Genomic DNA, 14,907 nt, shown 5'->3' with positions numbered 1-14,907 from the left:
TCGATTTGGCCGCCAGTATGTGAGGGCCTGGAGGGCGCGTCAAGGGATCCGGCAGTGTTCCGTGAGCCGCGGTGAGGAGCTCAGGCGCCAAGATCTCCCAGATCTCCGTCTCGTCCGGCAGCAGCGGGCGGAAGTCGAGGTGGTACGTGCGGCCGCCCGGGGTACGCCACAGCGTTTCCGGGGTGGCGGCGCGAGCCAGGCGCTGGGCGGCGCGGCTGACAATCCGGGGCGAGGGCCGTGCACTGGCCCTCACGGGTGGGCATGCCGGTGAGGCCCGGATCGTCATACGGCCAGACGACGGGCTCCGCACCCCCGGCCTCGGCCGGCGTCGCGAAAACGGCCAGCGAGGCCCGCGTGTAGGGGCGCGGTCCGCTCTCGAAGGCCGTGTCCGGCCATTTCGCCGGGTCGGTCCGCGCGCGGAATTCCGCGATCTCGTCCGCCTGGAGGGGCAGTTCGGCTGCTTCGGGCTCCGGCCGTGACGCGCCGGTACGTCGCGCTTCCGCAACCGTGAGCGCAAGCACTCCCCCGTCCACCACCTCCGGCGATTCGACGGGAGTACGGGCCGTCGCATACGCGCCCCTGTAAAGGTCTCGTACCCGCTCGCCCGTCAGGCGGCGGACCGTGGCCGTCTGCAGTGCGCCCGTGCGGCCGGAAGGCGTGATCGCCCGCCCGTCTCCGTAGAGCGACAGCCGGGGCAGGGCGCGCAGGATCTGCGGGGACGGCGTGCCAGGGATCTCCCGTACGCCGACGAGGAGTTCGGCGGACCCGACCGAGGGCGGCTCCGGGGCCGCGGGGGCCTGGGGACCGGCGCAGGACGTGCCGAGTGCGCCCGGGTGGTTGACAAATGGCCTATTCCGCACGCCTGTTGGCCGGACCGCTGCCGCGGCGTCGTGGACGCCATGGAACCTCGTCGCACCCCCGGGGCCTCTGACATGGTGAGGGTGGCCTGTGGCGGCGAGTGAGAGGCGAAGGGATGCGGAACGGCAGGGATGAGGCGTTCACGGCCTTCATGGCCGCGCGCTACGGCTCGCTCCTGCGTACGGCCACGCTGCTGACCGGCGGCGGCCGTTCGCGGGCCGAGGACCTGGCGCAGGAGGCGCTGTTGCGTACGTACCGCGCCTGGCACCGGATCGGGCGCCTCGACGCGGCCGAGGCGTACACCCGCACCACGATGGTCCGGCTGCTGATCAAGGACCGCCGCAGGCACTGGCACGCGGAGATCCCGGCCGAGCGACTGCCGGAGGCCCCTCGCCCGGGCCACGAGGAGCAAGTGACGACCGCGGTCGCCGTACGCGAGCTCTTGCAGACGCTTTCTCCCGCCCAGCGCGCCGTCATCGTGCTGCGCTTCTACCACCAGCTGACCGAGCGGGAGATCGCCGACGTGCTGGGCTGCTCGCCGGGCACGGTGAAGAGCCGTGCCGCCCGCGCCCTGGCCGCCCTGCGCGACAAGGGGTTCGTCACCACGTCCGTACCCGACCGGGAGAGGGGTTCCGCCGATGACTGACCAGCAGCTTCCGGAGGAAGAGCAGGTGCGGCTGCTGCTGATGGCCGCCGCGGAGCCGGAGGGCCGGGCCACCACCGTTCCGGGTACGGCCTTCACCGCCCGCGCCCGTCGGGGGCTGCTGCGCCGCCGCCTTGCCGTGGCGACAGCCGTCGCAGCGATCGTCGCCGCCGCAGTCATGATTCCCACGGTGCTCGGAGGCCTCTTCGGGGACGACGAACCGGCCCCGACCGCCTCGGCCGACTGCCTGCGGACGGCGGCGCAGAAGATCAGGGACCGTCAGGAGCAGGGCTACCGGCCGGTGTACGGGACGCTGCGCGCCGGACGTATCTCCGTGGACGACGGGGTCACCAGAAGCTCCGGCTTCCGGTTCGACGTCGACGGTGCGCTGGCGGACGGCGCCGGTGTTCCGTCCTCCGGCCGGGTCACCGTGTGGTATCCGACGGCTGAGGTCCAGCTCCCCGGTCCCGGCCGCTACGTTCTGCTGCTCGACCCGGCGGAACGCCCCGCCAAAGAGGGAGGCGACCTCTTCCACTTCGCCCCGGAGCAGGCGCTGCCGCTCGGCGACGACGGCCGGGTGACGCTGGAGTGCGCCGACGGCGGGAAGGGCGCGGTGGAGCGGGAGCGGCTGCGCGCCGCGGTGACCGAGCCGTAGCAGCGGCCACCGCGACGCACGCAACGCCGGGCTCAGGTGCGGAAGTACCAGAACTTCTCACCGTCGCTGTGCTCCGCGATGATCTCGCTGAGCGGCCTGTTGAGCGTGTCCGTGGAGTGGTAGCTCATCTTCGGCATCCAGTCGTCCGTGAAGTCCGTGACCATCATGGTGTGGCCCGGCTGTCCGGGGTCGCTGTAGCCGAAGATCTCGAACTGGACCACGTCCGCGATCGCGAGGCTGGAGGGGCCGGACAGCTCGTACACCCGCTCCGACTCGTCCCGCGCGAAACGCTGCCAGTTGGGAGCCCCGCCCCAGGTGTAGCTGTGCGGCGGGAGCGGCCACGGGTTGCCCGTGTACCACCAGACCGAGTCGCTCCGGTACCAGCCGAGGACCCGCTCCCAGCCGCCGGCCTTGAGGGCGTGCGAGATGAAGTTGGTGCAGTCGTTCTCGTCCCGGTCGTAGGGGACGTTGTCCTCCGGCTCCGGTTCGGCGTACTTCGTGGCGAAAGCCACCATCGCCCTGTAGTCATACGCAGCGGCGGGGCGGACGCCGGTCCCTGCGGACGCCTTCTTCGCCGGGTCGGTGATCTTCCCCTCTCCCTTGGCTGCCTGGGCGCGAAGCTCCTTGGCAGCCTTGCGGGCTGCGCTCAGTTCGGCCGGGTCGAGCTTCTCCGGCGTGGAGAGGTTCGCCGGGCCGTCCAGCGTGGAGATCTTGGAGAGGACCCAGTCACCGTCGGTCCGGACGAAGGACAGGTTGTGCCGCACGGTGTAGCTGTACGGATCGTCCTTGCTGCCCGCGAAGGTGTACTCCGTGTGCTCGCGCACGCTGAGGCGTGCGGTGTCCCCCTGGGTGCGGACCGAGCCGACCGGAGTCACGTCCGTATCGACGGCCGAGTAGCGCACGCCGGCCAGTTCGTTGATGCCGAGCAGCTGCTGGCGGGCCTCCATCCGGTCGTCCCGTACGGCGCGGAACGCGTCGGCCACCTTGAGGCCCTCGGCCTTGCGGGTCGCGTTGGCGGCCGTAGCACCGCCCTCCACCGTGATCGCGTTCTCACCGGCGAAGTAGGTCCTGGCGGCTTCGATCAGTGCCTTGTCCTCGGCGGGCGCGGGCTGCGCGGCCTGCGCCGGGCTGTTCCCGAGGACGGATACGGCTAACCCCGTGACGACTGCGGCGATCGCCGCCCGTCGCATTGCTGTGCGGATGATCACTGTTTCTCCCCTGTAACGAGTGGCCTTCCCGCTGCGCGGCGCCTGCACGACGGGAGTTGATGGCGTACGTCGAGTGGTCGAGTACGACGCTAGCGACGGGGACAGGGCATTGAGGTGCACTCATCAAACGGGGCTGAAAAGCTACGACCGCTCAGACAGGTCGCGTGGCGGGGCTGGGGTAGGTCCTGGACTGCTTCACGCTGCCGAACGCGAAACTCGATTCGATCGAGGCAATGCCGGGGATGGCGTGGATCCGGGTGCGCACCAGGACTTCGTACGCTTCGAGGCTCTCGATGACGACTCTGAGCAGGTAGTCACTGCTTCCGGCCATCAGGTAGCAGTCCTGGATGTGCTCGATGAGCCCGACGTGTTCCTCGAACACGTTGACGGCCTCGGCGGTGTGGCGTTCCAGGCGGACCCGTACGAAGACGGTGATCGGGAGCCCGAAGGCCACCTGGTCGACCATGGCCGTGTAGCCGCGGATGAGCCCGGCCTGTTCGAGCCGGCGCACCCGCCGCAGACAGGGAGAGGGAGACAGGCGCACACGGTCGGCGAGGTCCTGGTTGGACAGCCGTCCGTCCGCCTGCAACTCACGGATGATCAGTAGGTCGACAGCGTCCATCGTTCACTCCTTGGCAGATCCTGCCCTGAACGTAGGCCTGAGAGGCAGAAGAAGCAATCGGCTGCCTCGTTGATTGGCCTAGCGTTGCTCAGCGGGGCGGGGCCGATTTTCGGCCAGGTACGGCGTGGCCGTTTCGTGCCCATCGAAAAGGTCAGAGGCTGGAGGACTTCGTTGGTCGCGACGAACACCATGGGGGCGGCAGCGCCCTCCGGGGCGAGCCCGGAGGCCGACAGGGCCCGGACCGCGGGCCCACGGCTCTCCCCCAATGCGGTGGCCGGGCTCGCGCTGCTGCTGACCGTGGCGATCTGGGCCGCGTTCGCGCTCAGTGCCCGGGCGCTGAGCGCCTCCACTCTGCTGCCCGCCGACGCGGCTCTGCTGCGGTTCGGCACACCCCTGGTCATCCTGGCGCCCGCGCTGTGGCGGCGCCGACGGCGACTGGCCGCCGTGCGTCCGGGCACCGCCATGAAGATCATCTGCGGTGCCGGGGTGCCGTTCTTCCTGGCGGCCATGTACGGCGGTTCCCTCACGTCTGCCGCGTTCGTCGGCTCGCTCATCCCGGGAATGGTCCCGCTCTTCGTCTCCGCACTCATGGTCGCGAGCGGGCGCGGCGCTCCTCGCGGGACGCAGGCGGCCGGGCTCGTCCTGATCGCGGTCGGCGTCGTCACCCTGGTCTGGCGCTACACGGTTGCGCTGGACGCGGACGTGCTGGTCGGCTGCGGGGTGCTCCTCGTCGCAAGCGGGCTGTGGGCCCTGTACACGGTGGGACTGCGGGAGGTGGACCTCGATCCCGTCGGCTCGATCGGGCTGCTGTGCCTGCCGTCGTTCGCCGTGATGGCGCTGCTGGTCGTGACCGGGGTACTTCCCACCGGCTTCGCGCACGCGGCGGGAAGCGACATCGCGCTGTTCTTCGGCGTACAGGGGCTGGGGGTCGGCCTGTGCGCCGGGCTGCTGTACGCGTTCGCGATCCGCAGGCTGGGCGCGGAGCGCAGTTCCGTCATAGGCAGCCTCAGCCCTGTCGCCGTTGTTCTCCTCGCCATCCCGCTGCTGGACGAGTCACCGACGCTCGCCGTGCTGATCGGCGTGCCCGTCCTCACCACCGGCGTCGTGCTCTCCAACCGACGCCCCCGACACAAGGTTCCCGCCGATGTTTGAGCTTCTCCCTCCCCCGCCTGCCGACCCGCTGTGGGACCTGGCTGCCGAGTTCGGCACCGATACGCGTCCCGAACGCCTGAACCTCGTACTCGGCGTCTACCGTGACCACACCGGGGTCACCCCCGTCATGGCGGCCGTCCGTGAGGCCGAGATACGCCTGGCGGAGCGTTCCGCGTCCAAGGAGTACCGGGGGCTGTCGGGCAACGCCGCCTTCAACCGCGCGATGCTGTCCATGGTCCTGGGCGCCACGGGCGGGGCCGGCCGGGCAGCCGCGGTCCAGACCGTCGCGGGCACCGGAGCGCTGCGGCTGCTGGCCGACCTGGTGCGCCGGACGCGGCCGGGCGCAACGGTGTGGATCAGCGACCCTGCGTACGTCAACCACCGCCCCATTCTCGAAGCCGCCGGGCTGACCGTACGGACGTACAGCTGGCTCGACGCCGAGGGGTGCTCGGACACGGCGGGCATGCTGCGAGACCTGCGGGACGCGCGGCGCGACGACGTCGTCCTGCTTCAGGGGTGCTGCCACAACCCCTCTGGGGTCGAGCTGTCCTTCGAAGCCTGGGAGGCCCTGGCCGAACTGGCCGAGCACAACGGCTGGGTCCCGTTCATCGACCTCGCGTACCACGGGCTCGGTGACGGCCTGGAGGCGGACCTGCGGGCCACCCGCATGCTGGCGATGCGGGTTCCGGAGATGCTGATCGCCGTCAGCTGTTCGAAGAACTTCGGCCTCTACAGCGACCGTACCGGCTGCGCTGTAGTCCTCGGCCCGTCAGGGCAGGCACTGCGGCACGCCGAGACTTCGCTGCAGAACATCGCCCGGACGCTGTACTCCATGCCGCCGGAGCACGGTGCCGCCGTGGTGACCACCATTCTCGAAGACGAGGGGCTACGAGCCATGTGGCGGTCGGAACTCGACGTCATGCGCGGCAGGATCACGGCAAACCGGGCTGATCTGGTCGCCCACTTGGACGGCCTGGGGTGCGCCGACCAGGCTCGGCCGCTCTCGCGGCAGAAGGGCATGTTCTCCACGCTCCCGCTCACGCCGGATCAGATGCGAGAGCTGCGCGAGGAGTTCGCCATCTACGGCACGGCCTCGGGGCGGATCAACATCGCGGGGATCTCGGCACACCGGATCCCCTACCTCGCACGGGGCATCGCGGCGGTCCTCGGCACGGTGGACCGGGTGCGGACCGTACAGTCGGCGGTTTCGTGAACTGACGTCGCCCGGCACAACCCCGGGGCCCGTCGTCTACGGGCGGGCCCCGGACCTTCTGCGGCACGCACAACGCGAAATGCCGGCCGGGACGAATCCCGGCCGGCATTTCGCGTGATCAATCTTTTGTAGCTTTTGTGTCCGAGGGGGGACTTGAACCCCCACGCCCGATAAAGGGCACTAGCACCTCAAGCTAGCGCGTCTGCCATTCCGCCACCCGGACCAGGTGGTCGGCCCCGGTTTCCCGCGGCGACATGGAAAACAATACCAGGGGTTGGCAGCGCCTTTCACCTGCGTATCCCGTGGTCAGTGGCCTGCGGCGGCCCTCTCGGAGGTGGACGGGCCGTCGCCCCGTTCCCGGGCGTACAGCGTGTCGCCGTCCGTGTACGCGCAGTGGAGGGCGGGCCGACCTAGCGTTCGCGGGATGAGTTTCGGATACGGATTCGGGCCGGGCGGACCGGGACGCCGTGGCTGCCGTCGGCCGCGCGCGCTGTCGCCGTTGCGCGAGCATCTGCGGGACACCTTCTGGTTCGCTCCGACCCTGGGGCTGCTGTGCGCGTTCGCGCTGTGGTGGGTGGCGTCGGCGGTTGATGCGGAGATCGTCGAGTATCTGCAGAGCGAGGAGGCGTACGACGAGGTCAGCGATCTGATCGGGATCGCCGAGGACGCCAGGACGATCGTCACGACGATCAGCTCGGCGATGATGACCTTCATCGGTGTGGTCTTCAGCATCTCGCTGGTGGCCGTGCAGATGGCGAGCGGGGGTTTCACGCCCCGGGTCGTGCGGATCTTCGTCCGGAGCCGGATCACCAAGCTGACGCTCACGGTCTTTCTGGCCACGTTTCTGTTTTCGCTGCTGGTGCTGACCCAGTACGACAGCAAGCGCGATCCGCGGCTGGTGACCACGGTGCCGCTCGTGCAGAGCATTCTGGTCATGATCATGGTCGTGCTGAGCCTGCTGCTGTTCATCGCGTATGTGTCGTCCACGCTGCGGCTGATGCAGGTGGGGCCCGTCGTCGACCGCATCACGCGGGACGCCTTCCGCGTGCTGGCGAAGCAGCCGGGCGGGGAGCCCGACCCGGGGCCGCTCGCGCCCGAGACCGCGCGGATCGCGCACCGGGGACGGGCGGGCGTGCTGCTGGACGTGAATGTGGCGCGGCTGGTACGGGCGGCACGGCGGGAAGGTGTCGTGCTGCGGCTCATTCCCCGGATCGGGGATTTTGTTGTGCCCGGGACTCCTGTGCTGGCCGTTCACGGTGTCGGGACGCCGTCGCGGCGGGCGCTGCGGTACACCGTGTTCGTCGGGGTGGAGCGCACCTCGCATCAGGATCTCGGGTTCGGGCTGCGTCAGCTCTCGGACATCGGGCTGCGGGCGCTTTCGCCCGCCGTCAATGACCCGACGACCGCCGTGCAGTGCCTGGACCGGATCGTGCAGTTTCTGGCGGCGGTGGTGGAGCAGCCGCTCGGGGCCGTGCATCACCGGGACGGCCGGGGCGCGGTGCGGCTGGTGCAGGACGTACCGGAGTGGGCCCATCTGGTGGATCTCGGGCTGACCGAGATCAGGGGGTGTGCGGTCGCCAGTCCGCAGGTGTCGCGGCGGCTGCTCGCCGGGATCGATGATCTGCTGCTGCTCGCCCCGCAGGACAGGCGGGAGCCGCTCGTGCGGCACCGTACGCTCCTCGTTCAGGCTGTGGAACGTACGGCGCCGGAGGCCGCCGAGCGGGAGTTCGCCCTGCTGCCCGACCATCAAGGCATCGGCTAGGAGGTGTTCCGCGATTCAGGGATAGTCGATCTTGAGGTTGTGGAGTACGGCGACAGCACGGGGTGTCGTTGATCGTGTCGCCGCGACGGCGGTGCTGGCGTAGGACTTGTGGTCCTTGAGGCGGGCGATTCCGTGTCCGGCCCGCGCCCTGCGCTTAGCGAATGCCTTGCTCTTGTTGCGGCTGGTGATGACCTCGGGGGCGCTGCGGTAGGCGCCGTCTCCGATCAGCAGGCGGTGCCCGGCGACCTGCTCGGCCTGGTGGCGCGGAAACCACGATGTCCTTGCGGTTGCCGGGCCAGGAGTCGCCGACGGCAATGACGCGCCGGTCGCGGGCCCGGAAGGTGAGCTGGATGTGGACGCTGCGCCGGTAGTTCTTGGAGCAGGCGGTCACCGCGTGTTCCTCGACGGGGATGAGTGTGCCGTCCACGACCCATAGATCCGCCCGGCTTTCCTCGGGGTTCGAGGAGCCGGGCGACCAGGGGGTGATGCGGTCGATCACGCGGTGGACAGTGGCGATGCCGACGCCGAGCAGGTCGGCGAGCTGGGGGTGTGTGAGGTTGGTGCGCCAGGCGATAGCGGCCAGGAGAACGCGGTTGTCCAGCAGGAGCACCCAGGGGTGCCCGCGCCCCGGCTTCGGCAGGAGGGCGGCGACGCGGCCAACCAGCACGATGAATACTTTGACGGTCAGTCCGGTCCAGCGCAGCAGGGAGCGGGGCCGCAGGCTGGTGACGTTGATCTTCGACATGGCCGGACACAACGACGTATTAGGTCAATACTTCCCGTTCTTGAATACGTCACTTAATCTCCGCGCTTCGGGTGGGCTTCCCGCCAGGCGTCGAGCTGGTCCACGGGCCACAGCGGGGTTCGACCGACGTAGACGGGGACGGGGAAGTCGGCGCGGCTGCTGTTGAGGTTGTAGACGTGCTGGACGGTGACCTTGAGTCGTGCCGCTGCCTGCTTGGCGTCTTCATATCCAGGAATTGTTACGGTCATAGGCCCATTCTACCTCGCTTGTCATAGGTGAACTACTCACGTAGCGTGTCGTAGGTCAGCTAATTTATGACGGGAGGTGACGGTCATGCAGGCTGCCCAGGCCCAGCGGAAGTTCCGGGGCAAGAACAAAGCCCCGAAGTGGAAGAAGCCCGACGACGGGCAGGTGTCGGTGATGGTGCTGCCGCTGGCCGTCACCGACCCCGCCGAACTGGCCCGGCTGGAGAAGCTGTTCGGCTCCATGTGGTCGATCAAGCGGGCCGTCCAGCGGGATGCCCGCGCCAAGATCGATGCCTACTGGGCGGCGAAGCATGTGCGCGAAGAGCACGGGGCGAAGGCCGTCCGGCAGCGCCTCGGACTGTCCCGTGAGGCCCTGGAACGGTGCGCGTACAAGCACCTCGAAGACTCCGGGCACCTCAAGCACCACGCCTCCAAGGCCCTGGCCATGCACATGGCCGATGTGGTGTGGAACAGCGTCCAGCGCCACCTGTTCCCCGACTCGACGGGCCACCGGTTCGGGCGGCCGAAGACGGGCCGCTGGCATGACTTCACCCGCATCCCCGACCGCGCCCGCTCCCACACCACCGAACGCAAGTGGGAGACCTTCCGCCTGGTCGGCACTCTCCACGGCCACGTCATGGCGTACACCGACGGCGGCCAGCACACCGTTCAGCAGCCGCGCCGGATGCCAGTGCCGGCCGCGCTGTCAGGAAAGCCCGGCACTCGGAAGGCGACATGGTGGGACCAAACCGGCCCACTCGCCGTCGTGTTCGCGGGAGGCCCCGACAGTGGCCGTGGTGACCTCGTGCTGCCCGTGCGCATCCCGCAGCAGCCGGGCCAGTGGGCACGTGTCGAACACTTCCTGACCAACCCTGGCCGCTGGCACAAGGTCGATCTCGTACGCCGCCGCAAGGCGTCCGCGCCGGGCGGCTGGGTGTACGAGGCGCACCTGATGATCCTCGGCCCCGGATACACCGCCCCCGCCGTACGGCAGATGCGCCAACAGGCCGCCGCCCTGAACCGCATCGGCGGGGTGGACGGCAACGTCTCCAACGTCTCCGTCGTTTCCCTCCCCGCCGGCCTCAACCCCGCCGACGGCGTACCGGCCTCCACCGAGATCACCCTCAGCCCCCAGGAACAGGCGCTTCTGGAGCGGGAAGCGAAGAAGCGGCGCGGCCGGGCGCGGGCGCTGGAACGGTCGCGTCGTGCGACGAACGCCGCGCAGTACGGGCTGTCGAAGAAGCAGGCCCGGCGTGCCGAGAGCCGGGCCGCCAAGGGCCTGACGCCCAAGCAGGTCACCGTTCCCGGCGGTGCCCGTGCCGCCCGCGTCGATGGGGTGCCGAAGCAGGCGTTCCGCCGCGACCGGCTCTCCACCCGCTACCGGGATCTGCGCGCCCGCCAGGCCGAAGCCGCAGCCTCGGCCGCCGAGCACCGCAGCCACCGCGCCCGCCTGATCGCCCGACAGGTCATCGCTGCCCACGGCCCCGTGCTCGTGGTTGAGGACTGCGACATCCGCACCTGGTACCGGCTGTGGGGCAAGCGCCTCTCCCAGACCACCCCCGGCCTGCTGATCTCGGCACTCGACCGTGAGTGCCAGGCTTCGGGCGGCCGTCTCGTACGGGCCTCCACCTGGTCCACCGCTCTGTCACAGCACTGCCTGTGCGGAGAGCGGGTCTCCAAGACCCTGCGCGACCGCGAACACAAGTGCATCGCGTGCGGCCTCACCGGAAAGCGGGACCTCGTATCCGCCGCGCTGGCCGCCTTCGTCCGCTTCGCAGACGTGGACGACCCCAAGACCGCATACCTGGACACCACCGCGTCCCGGCATGCACAGAACACCTATGCAGAAGCGCTAGAAGAAGCGCTGCGGGAGTCAACCGCACCGAGCCAGATCACCGTTCGCGGTGCTGGCCATGCGGCAGTCCCACGGCAACGCCGTGGAACCTCTGCTCCCCGAACCGCCGGACAGCGGTCCCGAGCCACCCCGGATGAGACACGCCCCAAGCGTGACCACGCCGGAAAGCCCGGACACCGCCCCGGCTGCAACCCGCAGCTCACCCTCTGGTGAATTGCGGATCGAGTCTTAGCAGTCGTTCTCGCGCAGTGAGTGCAGGTGCGCGCTGGACTTGCGGGCGAAGGCGAACGACTCGGCCGGGTTGTCGTGTTCCGCCTGCCAGTGGTGGTCACGGCGCCCGCCGTGAGTCTTGGAGACCGCCGAAATGAAGCGCTTGTAGTCGATGTCTCCGTCCCCGACGTCCACCATTCGGTAGCCGTCGCGGGCGGATGCGTCGTGTTCGCCGTCCTTGACATGGAAAAGCGGGTAACGGTCGGGCTGCTTCAGGACGTAGCGCAGCGGGTCGAACGGGGCCGGGGTGCCGTCGACCCGCTTGGAGAAGCGGAACTGGGCGGCGTAGGCCCAGTAGATGTCCATCTCCAGGTAGACCAGGTCGGGGTCGGTCTCGGCGAGGAGTACGTCGTAGAGGCGGACGTCCGGCTTGTCGGTGGCGAAGGAGAACTCCTCCGCGTGGTTGTGCTGGTAGAACTTCATGCCGCGCGCCTTGGCGGCGGCGCCGTACGTGTTGAAGTCCTGGGCGGCCCGCTTCCAGCCGTCGACGGTCGCGCCGTAGCGCCAGGGTCCGGATGCCGTACCGATGTGCTTGAGGCCGAGGGCCTGCGCGTCGTCCAGGACCTTGGTCAGGTTCTGGGCGAAGGTGTACGCGTTCGGGTTGCCGTCGGCGTAGTAGCCGACGTGGCTGCCGATGCCGCGCAGACCGTGGTCGCGGGTGAGCTGCCGGAGCCGGGCGAGGGTGATGGGGCCCGCCGAGCCCTGGGTGTAGCCGGCGTACTCGACCTCGTCGTAACCGAAGCGCTCCAGCTCGGCGAAGACCTTGGCGAAACCGAGGGTGCTCACCTTGTCGCGGAGGGAGTAGAGCTGGATGCCGAGGCGGCCGGGGGGAAGGACGGGGCGGCCGCGGCCCGGTGCCTGGGCTGCGGCTGCGGTCGGTGCTGCGGCGGCGGTCGGTGCGGTCGCGCCGAGGAGGGCGGCAGCGGTGGCGCCCGCGGCTACGCCGAGCATGCCGCGTCTGGAGAGCTTGTCGGCGAGTTCGGGGTCGGTCGTGGTCTTGCGGCTCGGGCGGCTCTGGGGACTCTGGGGACTCTGGGGACTCATGCGTGGAACTCCTTTGTCAGTGCAGTCCGGCAAGCTGAAGGAGCAGAGCTTTCACATCGGTGGCCGCGACGCGGCCAGTGACAGCGCGGGGGGTGGAGCACAGGATGAGCGGACCTTCTTCGTCGCTCTCGGGGAGGCGGCCGTGGCTGCCGCAAATAGGCGAGGGGTCGAGCGGTACGACCGCCATGCGGTAGCGCATGCCCAGCTTCTTGCGGGCGAGGGCCTTGGCCGCCTTGAGGCGTACGTACGGGTCGAGGGGGTCCATGAAGAGCTCGACGGGGTCGTAGCCGGGCTTGCGGTGGATCTCGACGAGCTGGGCGAAGTCGGGCGCTCTGGTGTCGTCGAGCCAGTAGTAGTACGTGAACCATGCGTCCGGTTCGGCTACGGCGACGAGTTCGCCGGAGCGGGGGTGGTCGAGTCCGTGGCTCTTCTTGCCCTCGTCGTCGAGGAGTTCGGCGATGCCTTCGACGTCGGCGAGTGCGGCGCGGGCCGCTGCCATGTTCTCGGGGTTCTCGGGGTGGCGTACGTAGACGTGCGCGAGCTGGTGGTCGGCGACGGCGAACGCCCGTGACGTCATGGGATCGAGGTACTCCATGCCGTCCTGGGTGTGGACCTCGACGAGTCCCGCACGGCGCAGCGCCCGGTTGATGTCGACGGCGCGGGATACCTGGGTGATGCCGTACTCGGAGAGCGCGACGACGGTACGGCCCTCGGCTTTCGCGTCGGCGAGCAGTGGGGCGACCACCGCGTCCAGTTCGGCCGCGGCCCGGAATGCGCGGGGGTCGTCGGGGCCGTAGCGCTGGAGGTCGTAGTCGAGGTGCGGGAGGTAGCAGAGGGCCAGGTCGGGGTGGCTGGTGCGCAGGATGTGACGGGTGACGTCGACGATCCACTGGGAGGAGACGATGTCGGCGCCCGGGCCCCAGAAGTGGAAGAGGGGGAACGTACCGAACTTGTCGGTGAGTTCGTCGTGGAGGGAGGGCGGCCGGGTGTAGCAGTCGGGTTCCTTGCGGCCGTCGGCGTAGTAGACGGGGCGGGGTGTGACGGTGATGTCGGTGTCGGCGCCCATCGCGTACCACCAGCAGATGTTGGCGACGGTGTAGCCGGGGTGCGCGCGGCGGGCGGCGTCCCAGATCTTGTCGCCGGAGACGAGGCCGTTGTGCTGGCGCCAGAGGAGCACTTCGCCGAGGTCGCGGAAGTACCAGCCATTGCCGACGATGCCATGCTCGGCGGGGGTGGTGCCGGTGAGGAAGGTCGACTGGGCGGCGCAGGTGACGGCGGGCAGGACGGTGCCGAGGGGGGCGTGGGAGCCGGACTGGGCGAGCCGTTTGAGGTGGGGCATGTGGTCGAGGAGGCGGGGGGTGAGGCCGACGACGTCGAGGACGAGGAGCGGGGTGGGGAGCTCTGGCTGTTCTGCTCGTTCCGCCTGCTGTGCTTGTTCTGCTCGTTCTCTCTCTGTCACGGCAGCTCCTTGAGTCCGAGGTCGACCAGGAGGTCGCGGGCGAGGGTGAGTTCGGCGGCGATGCCGTCCGCGAGCTGGGCCCGGGTACGGGGGCGCAGCTCGGGCGGGAGTGCCTGCCAGGTGTACGTCTCCACCTCCAGGTGACGGGTGAGCGGGGCCGGGCCGCCGACGAGGCGGGCGAGCGTGTCCTGGAGTACGGGCAGGGTGGAGGTGAGCGGTGGGGCGGGCGGGGCATGAAGGGGGACGTGGAAGTGGGCACGCCAGGGGGCGCCGTCGGGGAGCGCCGTACCGGCGAGCGCCTCGTCGAGGTCGTCGGTGCCGCGCAGGCCGGCGGCTGTGGCGGTGCGGGTCTGGTGGAGGAAGCGGGGCTCGGCGAAGGCGGCGAGGGCTTCGCGTACTTCGGGCAGGTGGGGGTGTTCGGCGTGCAGGGCGGCGGACAGCTGGGCCTTGGGGATGGTGACGCCGGCGGCGGTGAGCGCGTCGAGGGCGGTCGCGGGGTCCTCGAAGGAGGTGGCGAGGTGGCAGGTGTCGATGCAGATGCCGATGCGGCGGGACGCGAGCGCGGTGAGCGGGCCGATGGCGTCGGCGGTGGTCTCGACGGTGCAGCCGGGTTCGGGTTCCAGGCCGATGCGGATGGACTTGCCTGTCAGCTCCTCCAGGGTGTCGAGGCGTTCGGCGAGCGTGGTGAGGGCCGCGCGGGCGGTGTCGGCACCGGTCGCGTCGAAGTGGGTGCGCCAGGCGAGCGGGAGGGTGGAGATGGTGCCTTCGGTGACGTCGTCGGCGAGCAGGGCGGCCAGCAGTCGGGCGAGGTCGGTGGTGTGGGCGAGGCGCTCGGGGTCGGTCCAGTCCGGCTTGTACACGCGGTACTTGACCTCTTCGGCGCCGAATCCTTCGTACGGGAAGCCGTTGAGGGTGACGACTTCGAGGCCGCGCCGGTCCAGCTCGGCGCGCAGGCCGCGCAGCGCCGCCGGGTCGGTGATCAGGGCGTGCGCGGCGTCCTTCGCCAGCCACAGGCCGATGCCAATGCGGTCCCGGCCGAGGCGTCGGCGTACGGGCTCGCAGTGGTCGCGGAGCTGGGCGAGTACGCCGTCGAGGGTTTCGGCGGGGTGGACGTTGGTGCAGTACGCGAGGTGGACGGTGGAGCCGTCGGGGTGACGGAAGCGCATGCCGGCCCTC

At 69.8% G+C, this 14,907-nt stretch carries 14 protein-coding genes and 1 tRNA gene; 6 read left to right on the top strand and 9 right to left on the bottom strand.

The annotated features are described in order from the left end of the window. Positions 1 to 80: 80 nt before the first annotated feature. Complete coding sequence (locus PXH83_RS27640; RefSeq protein WP_274563979.1) at positions 81 to 860, bottom strand: hypothetical protein; 780 nt, start codon at positions 858 to 860, stop codon at positions 81 to 83. A 113-nt stretch (positions 861 to 973) separates the two neighbouring features. On the opposite strand from PXH83_RS27640, the gene PXH83_RS27635 reads away from it, so the two are divergent. Together PXH83_RS27635 and PXH83_RS27630 are read left to right on the top strand one after the other, a co-directional pair. After that, positions 974 to 1,504: a SigE family RNA polymerase sigma factor gene (locus PXH83_RS27635; protein WP_274563978.1), complete on the top strand. Its 531-nt coding sequence runs from the start codon at positions 974 to 976 to the stop codon at positions 1,502 to 1,504. Further along, a complete protein-coding gene (locus PXH83_RS27630) occupies positions 1,497 to 2,156 on the top strand; it encodes a hypothetical protein (protein WP_274563977.1) in 660 nt (219 codons plus the stop codon). The genes PXH83_RS27635 and PXH83_RS27630 overlap by 8 nt, the downstream gene beginning before the upstream one ends. A 32-nt stretch (positions 2,157 to 2,188) precedes the next feature. Here PXH83_RS27630 and PXH83_RS27625 read toward each other — a convergent pair whose 3' ends face one another. Together PXH83_RS27625 and PXH83_RS27620 are read right to left on the bottom strand one after the other, a co-directional pair. Continuing rightward, positions 2,189 to 3,364 (bottom strand): amidase domain-containing protein, encoded by a 1,176-nt coding sequence (locus tag PXH83_RS27625; RefSeq protein ID WP_274563976.1) that lies wholly within the window; start codon positions 3,362 to 3,364, stop codon positions 2,189 to 2,191. Between the two features lie 151 nt (positions 3,365 to 3,515). Beyond that, a complete protein-coding gene (locus tag PXH83_RS27620; protein WP_274563975.1) occupies positions 3,516 to 3,986 on the bottom strand; it encodes an Lrp/AsnC family transcriptional regulator in 471 nt (156 codons plus the stop codon). Positions 3,987 to 4,157: 171 nt separating this feature from the next. Here PXH83_RS27620 and PXH83_RS27615 point away from each other — a divergent pair, with 171 nt between their 5' ends. Beyond that, complete coding sequence (locus PXH83_RS27615) at positions 4,158 to 5,138, top strand: DMT family transporter (RefSeq protein WP_274563974.1); 981 nt, start codon at positions 4,158 to 4,160, stop codon at positions 5,136 to 5,138. After that, on the top strand, positions 5,131 to 6,351 hold the full coding sequence (locus PXH83_RS27610) for an amino acid aminotransferase (RefSeq protein WP_274563973.1): 1,221 nt from the start codon (positions 5,131 to 5,133) through the stop codon (positions 6,349 to 6,351). Before PXH83_RS27615 ends, PXH83_RS27610 begins: the two co-directional genes overlap by 8 nt. Before the next feature lie 138 nt (positions 6,352 to 6,489). Here PXH83_RS27610 and PXH83_RS27605 read toward each other — a convergent pair. Next, positions 6,490 to 6,574: transfer RNA gene (locus PXH83_RS27605), tRNA-Leu, on the bottom strand. A 201-nt stretch (positions 6,575 to 6,775) separates the two neighbouring features. Here PXH83_RS27605 and PXH83_RS27600 point away from each other — a divergent pair. Then, on the top strand, positions 6,776 to 8,113 hold the full coding sequence (locus PXH83_RS27600; protein WP_274563972.1) for a DUF2254 domain-containing protein: 1,338 nt from the start codon (positions 6,776 to 6,778) through the stop codon (positions 8,111 to 8,113). 154 nt (positions 8,114 to 8,267) lie between these two features. Here PXH83_RS27600 and PXH83_RS27595 read toward each other — a convergent pair whose 3' ends face one another. Next, entirely contained in the window at positions 8,268 to 8,858 is a 591-nt protein-coding gene (locus PXH83_RS27595; protein ID WP_274563970.1) for a helix-turn-helix domain-containing protein, read from the bottom strand. 53 nt (positions 8,859 to 8,911) lie between these two features. Then, positions 8,912 to 9,106, bottom strand: a complete 195-nt coding sequence (locus PXH83_RS27590; RefSeq protein ID WP_274563968.1) for a helix-turn-helix transcriptional regulator — start codon at positions 9,104 to 9,106, stop codon at positions 8,912 to 8,914. 85 nt (positions 9,107 to 9,191) lie between these two features. On the opposite strand from PXH83_RS27590, the gene PXH83_RS27585 reads away from it, so the two are divergent. Next, positions 9,192 to 11,171, top strand: coding sequence for a transposase (locus tag PXH83_RS27585; RefSeq protein WP_274563967.1), 1,980 nt, complete (start codon positions 9,192 to 9,194; stop codon positions 11,169 to 11,171). Positions 11,172 to 11,186: 15 nt separating this feature from the next. Here the strand turns inward: PXH83_RS27585 and PXH83_RS27580 are convergent, their stop codons facing one another. Genes PXH83_RS27580 through eboE form a run of 3 tightly spaced genes read right to left on the bottom strand, consistent with a single transcriptional unit; the run spans position 11,187 to position 14,897 of the window. Continuing rightward, positions 11,187 to 12,272: a sugar phosphate isomerase/epimerase family protein gene (locus PXH83_RS27580; protein WP_274563966.1), complete on the bottom strand. Its 1,086-nt coding sequence runs from the start codon at positions 12,270 to 12,272 to the stop codon at positions 11,187 to 11,189. 16 nt (positions 12,273 to 12,288) lie between these two features. Then, a complete protein-coding gene (locus tag PXH83_RS27575; protein ID WP_274563964.1) occupies positions 12,289 to 13,731 on the bottom strand; it encodes an alkaline phosphatase family protein in 1,443 nt (480 codons plus the stop codon). After that, positions 13,728 to 14,897 (bottom strand): metabolite traffic protein EboE, encoded by a 1,170-nt coding sequence (gene eboE / locus PXH83_RS27570; protein ID WP_274563962.1) that lies wholly within the window; start codon positions 14,895 to 14,897, stop codon positions 13,728 to 13,730. The genes PXH83_RS27575 and eboE overlap by 4 nt, the downstream gene beginning before the upstream one ends. Between the last annotated feature and the right edge of the window lie 10 nt (positions 14,898 to 14,907).

The organism is Streptomyces spiramyceticus, from assembly GCF_028807635.1.
In the GTDB taxonomy this organism is placed as follows: domain Bacteria; phylum Actinomycetota; class Actinomycetes; order Streptomycetales; family Streptomycetaceae; genus Streptomyces; species Streptomyces spiramyceticus.
Note: the sequence above shows the minus strand (reverse complement) of the source record. Positions and strands in the feature narration are given on the sequence as shown.